The sequence below is a fragment of the Macrococcus bovicus genome (assembly GCF_004359575.1).
Lineage (GTDB): Bacteria > Bacillota > Bacilli > Staphylococcales > Staphylococcaceae > Macrococcus > Macrococcus bovicus.
This window is the reverse complement of sequence record NZ_SCWF01000012.1, coordinates 50,601-61,874: the sequence shown is the minus strand read 5'-3', so window position 1 is coordinate 61,874 and position 11,274 is coordinate 50,601. Positions and strand designations below refer to the sequence as shown.

The following is an 11,274-nucleotide window of genomic DNA, read 5'->3' as shown; positions in this document are numbered from 1 at the left end:
GAACTCACTAAGTACATCAAATTTTTTAATAAAGAAAGAATTTCATTAAAAATGGCTGCGCTTATTCAAGCGCAGCCGAGTAACTGATTTTATTTTTTTACGTGTCTACTTGACGGGGTGATGTTCAGATGGTGAATCGCATTTTTTATTGTGATGGTCGTTGTGTCCGCCAATTAAGGTTTATCGCTCATAACTCCGCGCAAAGACATCGGGTCCCCGAGTTATGAGCGACAATTAAGGTTTATCGCTCATAACTCCGCGCAAAGACACCGGACCCCCTAGTTATGAGCGATAATTAAGGTTTATCGCTCATAACTCAGTGCAAAGACACCAGGCCCCCTAGTTATGAGCGACAACAGAAGTTTATCGCTCATAACTCCGCGCAAAGACACCAGGCCCCCTAGTTATGAGCGACAACAGAAGTTTATCGCTCATAACTCCGCAAGAACCCACTTTCTATTCTGCTTCCTTCAAGTCATCACGTACGGTCTGATCTGTATATTTGACACCGTTGTGATAAGCTGTCCGCATCAGCAGATGACCACCGATCGGGCCGGTCATAAAGATGAACAGGATTGCCAGCAGCAATGCCGGCTGAAAGAAATGGTCTCGTGCCAGGAAGAAGAACATAACGCCGCTCATCACAAACATAACCCCGAGGGTCGCTGCCTTACTTGCGGCATGGGCCCGCGTATAGACATCGGGTAAGCGGAATAAACCGATGGAAGCGACCAGGCTCAGTAATGAACCGATCATAATTAAGACGGCAGCAATGATATTAAGAATCATCTCGTTCATATTCTATGATCTCTCCTTTATCCATGAATTTAGCAAACGACACCGTGCCGAGAAACGACAGGACAGCTAGCAACATGATGATACTGATAAAGTACTGCGTATTCAATATGATCGAGAAGAGGGCGATAACTGCCATGAGTGCGATACCGATTGCATCAAGCGCTACGACGCGGTCAGCCATCGACGGTCCTTTTATCGCGCGATACAGAAAGCCGAGTATACTGATTGAGACGATGACGAGTCCGATTGCTGCAATATAGTTCATCTTACACCGACCTCCTTAATAGCTGCTTCAAATGAAGTGCGAATGCCTTTTATTTCATCTTCGAGATTCGAGAAATCTAGCGCGTGAATATACAGCGTCTTCTTATCATCACTGACTGCCGTCACGACTGTTCCCGGTGTCAAGGTAATCAGAAGTGACAGCAGAGAAATCTCCCAGTCTTTCGTGAGTTCCGTCGGATAAGCAAAGAAGGCGGGCTTGATATCGATTTTCTTGCTCAGTACAATTTTCAGTACATCAAGATTGGCCTTAAATAATTCGATCAGGAATACAACACCTAATCGCAGCGCTTTAACAAACGGTCTTAAATAGAAGCGTCCTGGCAGAAACTTACGCATGACATAAACAGCGAAAAGGCCGAAAAGGTAACCGAGCAGGATATTGCCGAATGAAAATGATAATGTGATTAGACACCATAATACAGTGAGAAGTATATTGATCAACGCTTGTATAGCCATTACTTCACCTCCAGTATCTTCGTGTATTCAGATGGATCTGTCAGAGTGACTGCAGCCTGATGAAACAGCGGGAACAGAGAGTCGGCATAAAACCCGAAGGCAACTGCCAGCATCGTTACGAGTAAACTGACCACCATCATTTTCATATAAGGTGGATGCTGGATCAGGGCACCTGGTCTGCCCCAGAAGACATTGATGAAGATCCTGATGACCGAGTAGAGTACGACGAGACTGCTCAGCAGAATAATGATGGCAGAGATGACATGCTGTTCCTGTAAGAGTGCCTTGACGATATAATACTTGCCGTAAAATCCGCTGAGCGGAGGTATACCGGCGAGCGACAAGGCGGCAATGAAGAAGGTCCAGCCGAGCAGTGGATACTGCTTTATCAGTCCGCCAGTCTTATCGAACGCTGTCTCACCTGTAATGCGGATGATAACACCAACGAGCATAAAGAGGGCAGCTTTGATGATGATGTCATGAAACACATAGTAAATCGCGCCAAGCATCCCATCGACTGTCAGGAGACTGACCCCTGCGATAATGACGCCGATCGCTATCATGATGTTATAGATGATGATTTTCTTCATATCGCGGTAAGCAAGGGCTCCTATACAGCCTGCTATGATAGTCAGGAGTGCAAGGACGAGAAGAATATGGCCCACTGTTTCCGTTGGGAAGAAAAGAGAATAGGTCCTCATGATGGCATAGACCCCCACTTTGGTCAGCAGGGCCCCGAATGTCGTTAATATGGCTATCGGCGGTGCATAATAAGCACCCGGCAGCCAGAAGTAAAGCGGGAACATACCGGCTTTAGTTGCAAAGACAAAGATGAAGAGAATCGCACAGATCGTGATAATTGAATGATCTTCCAACCCGGCCAGTTTAACGCTGATATCAGCCATATTCAATGAACCGACAACTGAGTAAAGCATGGCCACTGCTAATACAAAGAATGAGGATGAAATGACATTGACCAGAATATATTTGATACTTTCCTGCAGCTGAATCTTTGTGCCGCCGATAATCATGAGAACGTAAGAACTCATGAGAAAGACTTCAAAGAAAACGAACAGATTGAAGATATCACCTGTTGAGAATGCACCGTTCAATCCTGCCAGCATGAACATCAGTGAAGAGTAGTAATAATAACGTTCTCTTTCAAATGAGATGGATTGGTAGGAGTAGACGATGATGAATATCATCAAGAGTGACGTAGTAAAGACAAAGGCGGCAGACAGATAGTCGACAGTAAGCGTTATGCTGTAGGGTACAGGCCAGTCGCCGAGCTCAACAAACTGAATGCCATGCTGCATCACATTCCAGAGGTTAAAGCTCGCACAGATGAGTGTGATCAGCGCACCTGCAAAGACGACCATTCTTTTTGTCAGGGCTTGTTTGCCCAGAAATATCAGAATGATTGAGATGATAGCAGGGATGACGATAGGTAATACGAGACTATTGCTCATCTGGAACACCTCGCATTTCTTCTAGATTATCTGTACCGAGTTCTTTGTAGCTTCGAAACGCCAGAACGAGTATAAAAGCTGTAATAGCGAAACTGATGACGATAGCTGTCAGTATCAGCGCCTGAGGAATAGGGTCGACATATCGTTTGATCTCCTTACCGTATATCGGGATCGCCCCTTCTTTCAGGCCGCCCATGGACAAGAGGAGCAGATTGACGGCATGCGTCAGAATGGAGGTACCGATGATGACGCGTAACAGACTTCTGGACAGAATCAGATAAACGGCCGCTGCAACGAGGATGCCAGCTAATATAATCATGACTACTTCCATTATTCATTCTCTCCAATCGTCAGGATGATCGTCATGCATGTACCGATAACAGCAAGCATGACACCTAAATCAAATAACATCGCCGTGTGCCAGTGAATCGCACCGACTCCAGGAAGATGGATGTCGCCATAATAGTGCTTGAAGAAAGGATCACCTTTTATGACGGCGATAAAGGGTGTAATAAAGCAGAATGTTAATCCCCATGCAATCACCTTCTTGAAGTCAATGGGCAGCAGCTGGTTCAATGTTTTAATATCATAGGCAATTAAGATCAGCAGAAGTGCGCCCGAGACCAGCAGCCCTCCCACAAAGCCGCCTCCAGGTGAATAGTGACCACCCAGGAAGATGGAGAGACTGAACATGATGATGATAAAGAAGATGACGAGCGTGCTGAACTGCAGAATGACATCATTTCTCTGTTTGTTCATGCGAGTCATCCTTTCTGTAACGTAATTTAATCAGGGTGTAAATACCGATACCGGCAATGCCGAGCACCGTTGATTCGAAGAGTGTATCAAATCCGCGGAAATCGACGAGTATGACATTGACCATATTCTTGCCTGCTGCCAGGTCATAGACGTGCTTAATATAATAGTCATTGATAGATGGATAGAAACGATGGCCGTAAGCAACAAGTCCGATGACTGTAACGGCGATACCTGTCATGATGGCAATGAGTGCATTGCTCAGTTTGAAGCGGGCAGTTTCACCGTACAGCTTAAGCTTAGGCAGGTGATAGAAACACATCAGGAAAAGGGCTGTCGAAATCGTCTCGATCGTCAGCTGTGTCAACGCCAGATCAGGCGCGTTGAAGAAGACGAAGAATAACCCGATCGCATAACCGATTGTACTCAGCATGATAATGCTGAAAAGACGTGATTTTGCTTTCAGCACCATCAAGGTGGCAATCAGGATGATAACGAGCAGTATCATCTCATAAATACGCATATCAGCCAGCTGCCACTGACCGAAATCAATAGGTTGCAGGATGAAGCTGACAGCCGTCAGAAAAATCAATGTACAGAAAATCAAGATGATATGGAATCTGCTGCCTGCCTTGATGATGCGATGATTAAGCAGGTAAGCGAATTCTTCAGCTTTCTTCAAGGTCGCCTGGTACAGATGATTAAAGGTGACGTGTTCAGGCTGCAGCTGATAGACACGCTGCCACTTGGCATAGAAGTAGACCATGACACTGCCGACAATAACAATGAGCAGTGTCGTCAGCAGCGCCGGATTGAAACCATGCCAATGGACGATATGAATAGCGTGAAGCGGCTTATTTAAGATAGCATGGCTTGCTGACTGAATCATCGGTGTCAGGATGCCCGGGATAAGTCCGGTCACTACAACAATAGTCACGAGGACAAGCGGTGAAATGAGCAGCGGCAGCGGAGCCTCATGGGTGCCTTCTGGTAGTTCGCCTCTCTCGCCGAAAAAGACATCTTTGATCATTTTGACTGAATAGATAAACGTGAACAGACTGCCGACAATAATGAGGGCAAGCAGCACGAAGACCATCAGGGGATTGAATAAATCCGTATAACGTGTGTCGAACATACTGGATAGAAACATCTCTTTGGACAGGAAGCCGTTAAATGGGGGCAGCCCTGCCATACTCAGTGCACCGATGACTGCTGCTGTAAAAGTGATCGGCATGAGCTGAAGAAGACCCGACAGCTTACGCAGGTCACGCGTTCCTGTTTCATGGTCGATAATTCCGACGATCATGAACAGCGCCCCTTTAAATGAAGCGTGGTTAAAGATATGAAAAACACAGGCTGCAATACTGAGATAGAAAATTTCGTCATGCTGAAAATGCAGGCTGATGCCCCCGACACCCAGCAGGGTCATCATCAGGCCGAGCTGACTGACGGTGCTGTAGGCGAGGATCCCTTTTAAATCCTGCTGCTTTACAGCATTGAACGAGGCCCAGAAGAGCGTCACGGCCCCTGCAAAGGTGACCGCATAGATCCAGAGCGCTGAGACGGCAAAGATCGGCGTGAAGCGCGCCACCAGATAGATCCCTGCTTTGACCATTGTCGCGGAGTGCAGATAGGCACTGACAGGCGTCGGTGCCTCCATCGCATCCGGCAGCCAGATATGGAACGGGAACTGCGCTGATTTTGTAAAGGCGGCAAGCAGCATGCAGCAGAGTGCGACGGGGAACAGCGGAGATTGAGCGATGGTCTCCTGCATCGTAAACATGTCACGAATGCTGAAAGTATGGGTGATCGTCACCAGTGTCAGCAATCCACCGAGCAGCATCAGACCGCCAAAGACAGTGATCAGCATGGATTTCAGGGCCCCTTGTATGGACTTCTCTTTCTGATTCCAGAATGCGATCAACAGAAAGCTTGATATACTGGTCAGTTCCCAGAACATATAGAGTGCGAGGACGTTATCGCTCAGCACAACGCCGAGCATCGCACCCATGAAGAGCATCAGATAACAGTAGAAATGACCGAGTGCTTCCTGACGTCCCAGATAATGAATGGAATAGAAGACGACAAGCGTCCCGATCACTGTGATCAGCATCGTAAATAAAAAACTGAAGCCGTCAAGGTGAAAGTCCAGGTTCAGTCCTATTTTCGGCATCCAGCTGAATGAGCTGACGGCCTGACCGCTAAATTTTGCGCTGATGAGTATAAGGGCAGCTGATACCGGAAATAATAATGCGATATATCCCGGATGTAGTCTTTTAAGATAACGATAAATAAGCGGCACGATAACGGCACCTAGAAAAGGCAGAAGAACTGCGAGCTGTAACAAATGCATATTTGACCTCCTTAGCATAGTCATCAGTATACAGAAAAATGAGTCGCCTTCAAACAAGGGGACAACGGATTATCCGCTGTTCTTAAATAGGAAGAAAGCGAATGAATGTTCACAGAAATGTCAAAAAATGATGTGATAGTAATGACGATATTCTTCCTTCAGATTGTTTAATGCTGCCAGAGCCTGCTGATGATAAGGCGTGTTTTCGGCCGTTAATTTGTCTTCCAGACGACCGACCGCCTCTTTAAGAGAAACATTGTAATCAGGAAGCTCACCGTCGTGAGGTTTCAGCAGGTTAGGATGTACAATCCGCTTCTCCTTATAGGCTAATGCTTTTCGTTCATGGAAAAAAACGTCGGTCTCGCCGGGTGCGTGCAGGTCACCTTGTTTAGGATGGTGGACGACCGCCAGTACTTGAACGAGGACACCGTTCGGATGCTCGCCGGTTTTTTCTACTATATAGCGCCCTGTTTTGAAGGGGAGTTGATAATACATATTCATCATCCTTTATGTTAATATATTATGGTACTTATCATATCACGAAGGAGTATTCATCATGACACAATTTCCACAATTAAATCACGAAATTGCAGAAAACGAACGCGCAGTCAATCTGGTGACTTCAATGGGAACGATGAAAATCAAGTTATTCCCTGAACTAGCGCCAAAAACTGTCGCAAACTTTATCGGCCTGGCCGAAAAAGGCTATTATGAAGGGATTACTTTCCATCGCGTCATCAATGACTTCATGATCCAGGGGGGCGACCCGACTGGCACAGGTATGGGCGGCGAAAGTATCTACGGTGATTCCTTTGAAGATGAATTCTCAATGGAAGCATTCAATCTGTATGGCGCACTGTCAATGGCAAATGCCGGTCCTAATACGAACGGTTCACAGTTCTTCATCGTTCAGATGAAAGATGTCCCGGCTCAAATGTTATCACAGTTAAAGCAGGGAGGCTGGCCTGAAGAAATCGTCGAGGCTTATGGCGAAAAAGGCGGAACACCTTGGTTAGACCAGAAGCATACGGTCTTCGGTCAGGTCATCGAAGGTTTTGACGTTTTAGAAGCGATTGCAGCTGTCAAAGTAGGACCACAGGATAAACCGGTTGAAGATGTCGTCATTGAAAAAGTTGAGATCATCAAGTAAATCCGAGTGAATCAATAAGTCATGAAATGTTCATGACTTATTGATTTTTTTTAATTATAGCGTGCTATAATTTTTGAAGGATGAGGAGATGATGAATCATGATGGAATTTCTATATTTTCCGGAAAATAAAATGGAATATATCCCAGCTGTCATTACGCTGGTTATATTCATGGTGATGGCATACGTCACATTCCGTTATTTCAGAAATCATGCTTCAAAAGAAGAAGCAAAAATGGAAGCATTCGAGCAGGATGTCCTGAGAAAACTTGAGAACAAGGAACTGAAAAATGAACGCAGAATTTAACATTGAACTCTATAAACTACTCGCAGACTGGAATCCGATGCATCTTGAGGATCCGACAATGGGCGACCAGGAAATATATGACTGTATGGAACTGATTCATCAGAAGAAGAGCAGAGCAGAAACTATTGAAGGCATCCGGGCGATTTATGATTACGCGTTTCTGAGTGCACCGCCAGAAGAAGACGTAGAGCGGGTTCTTGACCAGGTGGATCTTCTCAATCAGACGTGCGCGCTCTAGTTCATCCATACCTCTTTATGATACACTGATAGTGTCGATAAAAGAGTAAAAGGAGGGATGAAGATGACGAAGTATCATAAGGGTCAGTTCGTCAAAGTGAAGGTGACGGGCATCCAGCCATATGGTGCATTTGTAGAAACACTGGACCACGTCGAAGGACTGATTCACATCTCAGAAGTCATGAATGATTATATCCATAATTTAAACGTCTTCTTATCAGTCGGCCAGATTGTGAAGGCGAAGGTACTCGATGTGTCATCTGATGGGAAACTCAATCTGACTCTCAAAGAAAATGATTATTTCAGACGTCAGGAACGCAAAAAAGAGAAGAAATCTGTACTGGATGAGATCAACCAGGAACAGACGATTGGCTTTGAATCGCTGCGGCAGAAGCTGCCGGAATGGATCAATAAGTCAGATTTATACTGAGAACATGACTGAATGCGGGTGATGTTCTTTTTTGTATGTTTAACCTGAAATAAGCATAAATATTTTTCTTCACAATTTATTGCAAAGGACTTGAAAGTAAAACGCTTTTTGTTCATTATTAAGGATGTAAGGGTTTTCTATGAACCTAATTTTAGGAGGGACAATAATGATTCCATATAAACATGAACCATTTACTGATTTTACTGTTGCAGAAAATCAGGAAGCAATGAAAAAAGGCCTTGAAACAGTTAATAACTACTTAGGTCAGGACTATCCACTGGTCATTGGTGGCGAACGCATCATGACAGAAGATAAAGTTCGTTCATACAACCCATCTAAAAAAGATGAAACAATCGGTTACATTTCTAAAGCAACACAGGAGCATGCTGAACAAGCGATGGCTGTGGCTAAAGAAACGTTTGAGACCTGGAGAACATCCGCACCTGAATTCCGTGCAGATATCTTATTCCGTGCAGCTGCGATCATCCGTCGCCGCAAATGGGAGTTCTCAGCCCTTCTCATCAAAGAAGCAGGGAAACCTTGGAACGAAGCAGATGCGGATACAGCAGAAGCAATCGACTTCCTTGAGTTCTACGGCCGTGAAATGTTACGTCTTAAAGACGGTGTTAAAGTAGAAAGCCGTCCAGGTGAATTCAACCGTTACGATTACATTCCATTAGGTGTGGGTGTTGTTATCTCACCTTGGAACTTCCCGTTTGCCATCATGGCAGGAACGACTGTAGCACCTTTAGTAACAGGTAACACAGTGCTTCTTAAACCATCTTCAAACACGTTGGTTGTGGCTTACAAATTCATGGAAGTATTAGAAGAAGCGGGTATGCCTAAAGGGGTTGTTAACTTTATCCCTGGTTCTTCACGTGACATCGGTGACTTCATCGTTGACCATGTTGATACACGTTTCATCTCATTCACAGGCTCACGTGACGTCGGTGTCCATATCTATGAACGCGCAGCGAAAGTACACGAAGGTCAGCTGAACTTAAAACGTGTGATTGCTGAAATGGGCGGTAAGGATACAATCGTTGTTGACTCAGAAGCAGATCTTGAGCTGGCAGCTGAATCAATCGTTAAATCAGCATTCGGATTCTCTGGTCAGAAATGTTCAGCATGTTCACGTGTCATCATCGTAGAAGATGTTTATGATGAAGTCGTGGCTAAAGTAAAAGAAAAAACAGAAAAATTAACAGTCGGTAACCCTGAGACAAATGAACACTTCATGGGTCCTGTCATCGATGAAAATTCTCTTAACAAAATCAAGGAATATATTGAAATCGGTAAGCAGGAAGGTGAACTGCTTGTCGGCGGTACAACAGACGAAGAAGAAGGCCACTTCGTACATCCAACAGTCTTTATCGGACTTAACCACGATGACCGCATCATGCAGGAAGAAATCTTCGGACCAGTTGTCGGTATCGCTAAAGCGAAAGACTTCACAGAAGCGATTAAATTTGCGAACAATACAGATTACGGTTTAACAGGTGCTGTTATCACGAATAACCGTGAGCATCTTGAAGAGGCACGCCGTGACTTTATGGTCGGTAACCTTTACTTCAACCGTGGCTGTACAGGCGCAATCGTCGGCTACCAGCCGTTCGGCGGCTTCAAAATGTCAGGTACAGACTCTAAAGCGGGCGGTCCTGATTACTTAGTCCTTCATATGCAAGGTCGTACATCATCTGAAATGCTTTAATACTTAAAAACTGCAGTAGTGCTTGTTGAGCACTACTGTTTTACTAAAAGGGGATAATTATGACTAAATCAGCTGAAATTATTGAACAGACAAATCATTACGGCGCACCGAACTATCATCCACTGCCAATCGTTATTTCTGAGGCGGAAGGCGTCTGGGTAAAAGATCCGGAAGGCCATCAATATATGGATATGTTATCTGCCTATTCAGCAGTTAACCAGGGTCACCGTCATCCGAAGATCATCCAGGCATTAAAAGATCAGGCCGATCGCGTCACATTGACTTCTCGTGCATTCCATAGCGACCAGCTCGGCCCATGGTATGAAAAAATCTGTAAACTGGCAGGAAAAGATATGGTACTGCCGATGAATACAGGTGCTGAAGCAGTTGAGACCGCGATTAAAGCGGCTCGACGCTGGGCGTATGACGTCAAGGGCGTTGCGAAGGATCAGGCAGAAATCGTTGCGATGAAAGGCAACTTCCATGGTCGTACAATGGCAGCAGTTTCTTTATCAAGTGAAGCGGAGTATCAGCGTGGCTATGGCCCGTTACTCGGCGGTTTTAAACTGGTTGACTTCGGTGATATCGAGCAGATCAAGGCAGCCATCACACCGAACACAGCTGCCGTATTACTTGAGCCTATCCAAGGTGAAGCAGGTATCAACATTCCGGCTGACGGCTTCCTGAAACAGGTGCGTGAAGTCTGTGATGAGAACAATGTTCTCTTCATTGCTGACGAAATCCAGGCAGGTCTTGGCCGTTCAGGTAAACTTTTTGCGACAGACTGGGATAATGTTAAACCGGATATGTATATTTTAGGTAAAGCACTCGGCGGCGGTGTCTTCCCGATCTCATGTGTATTAGCAGATAAAGAGATTCTGGAAGTATTCAATGCGGGCTCACACGGCTCGACATTCGGTGGTAACCCACTTGCTTGTGCCGTTTCCATCGCAGCGCTTGACGTACTGGTTGATGAGAAATTATCTGAACGTTCACTTGAACTGGGAGAATACTTCAAAGCGGAGCTTCAGAAGATTGATAATCCAGTCATCAAAGAAGTACGCGGCAAAGGACTCTTCATCGGTGTTGAATTAACTGAGAATGCACGTCCATACTGTGAACAGTTAAAAGAACTGGGGCTCTTATGTAAGGAAACGCATGACACAGTGATTCGTTTTGCACCGCCTCTGATCATTACGAAAGACGAACTTGACTGGGCACTCGAACGCGTGAAACAAGTATTTGCTAAATAGATTGGTAGCGTTTTCAAAAAATTTGAGTTAAGTCTGTTATTGTGAATTAAATATGTTACAATAATTGAGAA

Annotated in this window: 14 protein-coding genes; 6 read left to right on the top strand and 8 right to left on the bottom strand. The window is 45.2% G+C overall.

The features are described from left to right. Positions 1-456: 456 nt before the first annotated feature. The 8 genes from mnhG to kapB form a co-directional block, all read right to left on the bottom strand. The gene (gene mnhG / locus ERX55_RS09715) at positions 457-798 is read right to left on the bottom strand and encodes a monovalent cation/H(+) antiporter subunit G (protein WP_133452383.1); all 342 of its coding nucleotides are present in this window, start codon (positions 796-798) and stop codon (positions 457-459) included. After that, a complete protein-coding gene (locus tag ERX55_RS09710; protein WP_133452382.1) occupies positions 779-1,063 on the bottom strand; it encodes a Na(+)/H(+) antiporter subunit F1 in 285 nt (94 codons plus the stop codon). Before ERX55_RS09710 ends, mnhG begins: the two co-directional genes overlap by 20 nt. Next, positions 1,060-1,539, bottom strand: a complete 480-nt coding sequence (locus tag ERX55_RS09705; RefSeq protein ID WP_133452381.1) for a Na+/H+ antiporter subunit E — start codon at positions 1,537-1,539, stop codon at positions 1,060-1,062. The genes ERX55_RS09710 and ERX55_RS09705 overlap by 4 nt, the downstream gene beginning before the upstream one ends. Next, the gene (locus tag ERX55_RS09700; RefSeq protein WP_133452380.1) at positions 1,539-3,008 is read right to left on the bottom strand and encodes a Na+/H+ antiporter subunit D; all 1,470 of its coding nucleotides are present in this window, start codon (positions 3,006-3,008) and stop codon (positions 1,539-1,541) included. The genes ERX55_RS09705 and ERX55_RS09700 overlap by 1 nt, the downstream gene beginning before the upstream one ends. Further along, the gene (locus ERX55_RS09695; protein ID WP_133452379.1) at positions 2,998-3,339 is read right to left on the bottom strand and encodes a Na(+)/H(+) antiporter subunit C; all 342 of its coding nucleotides are present in this window, start codon (positions 3,337-3,339) and stop codon (positions 2,998-3,000) included. The genes ERX55_RS09700 and ERX55_RS09695 overlap by 11 nt, the downstream gene beginning before the upstream one ends. Beyond that, positions 3,339-3,767 (bottom strand): Na(+)/H(+) antiporter subunit B, encoded by a 429-nt coding sequence (locus ERX55_RS09690; RefSeq protein ID WP_133452378.1) that lies wholly within the window; start codon positions 3,765-3,767, stop codon positions 3,339-3,341. The genes ERX55_RS09695 and ERX55_RS09690 overlap by 1 nt, the downstream gene beginning before the upstream one ends. Continuing rightward, positions 3,748-6,117 carry a Na+/H+ antiporter subunit A gene (locus ERX55_RS09685; protein WP_133452377.1) on the bottom strand — a complete coding sequence of 790 codons (2,370 nt, stop codon included), beginning with the start codon at positions 6,115-6,117 and terminating at the stop codon, positions 3,748-3,750. Before ERX55_RS09685 ends, ERX55_RS09690 begins: the two co-directional genes overlap by 20 nt. 120 nt (positions 6,118-6,237) lie before the next feature. Continuing rightward, positions 6,238-6,612, bottom strand: a complete 375-nt coding sequence (kapB, locus tag ERX55_RS09680; RefSeq protein WP_133452376.1) for a sporulation phosphorelay system protein KapB — start codon at positions 6,610-6,612, stop codon at positions 6,238-6,240. Between the two features lie 61 nt (positions 6,613-6,673). Here kapB and ERX55_RS09675 point away from each other — a divergent pair, with 61 nt between their 5' ends. From ERX55_RS09675 to ERX55_RS09650, 6 genes are all read left to right on the top strand, one after another. Beyond that, positions 6,674-7,267, top strand: coding sequence for a peptidylprolyl isomerase (locus ERX55_RS09675; RefSeq protein WP_133452375.1), 594 nt, complete (start codon positions 6,674-6,676; stop codon positions 7,265-7,267). A 98-nt stretch (positions 7,268-7,365) separates the two neighbouring features. After that, positions 7,366-7,572 carry a hypothetical protein gene (locus ERX55_RS09670; RefSeq protein WP_133452374.1) on the top strand — a complete coding sequence of 69 codons (207 nt, stop codon included), beginning with the start codon at positions 7,366-7,368 and terminating at the stop codon, positions 7,570-7,572. Then, complete coding sequence (locus tag ERX55_RS09665) at positions 7,556-7,810, top strand: DUF1871 domain-containing protein (protein ID WP_133452373.1); 255 nt, start codon at positions 7,556-7,558, stop codon at positions 7,808-7,810. The genes ERX55_RS09670 and ERX55_RS09665 overlap by 17 nt, the downstream gene beginning before the upstream one ends. 63 nt (positions 7,811-7,873) lie before the next feature. Next, positions 7,874-8,239: a S1 domain-containing post-transcriptional regulator Ygs gene (gene ygs / locus ERX55_RS09660; protein WP_133452372.1), complete on the top strand. Its 366-nt coding sequence runs from the start codon at positions 7,874-7,876 to the stop codon at positions 8,237-8,239. A 166-nt stretch (positions 8,240-8,405) separates the two neighbouring features. Next, positions 8,406-9,950 (top strand): L-glutamate gamma-semialdehyde dehydrogenase, encoded by a 1,545-nt coding sequence (gene pruA, locus ERX55_RS09655; RefSeq protein ID WP_133452371.1) that lies wholly within the window; start codon positions 8,406-8,408, stop codon positions 9,948-9,950. Positions 9,951-10,009: 59 nt separating this feature from the next. Beyond that, positions 10,010-11,203, top strand: a complete 1,194-nt coding sequence (locus ERX55_RS09650; protein ID WP_133452370.1) for an ornithine--oxo-acid transaminase — start codon at positions 10,010-10,012, stop codon at positions 11,201-11,203. Positions 11,204-11,274 lie beyond the last annotated feature (71 nt).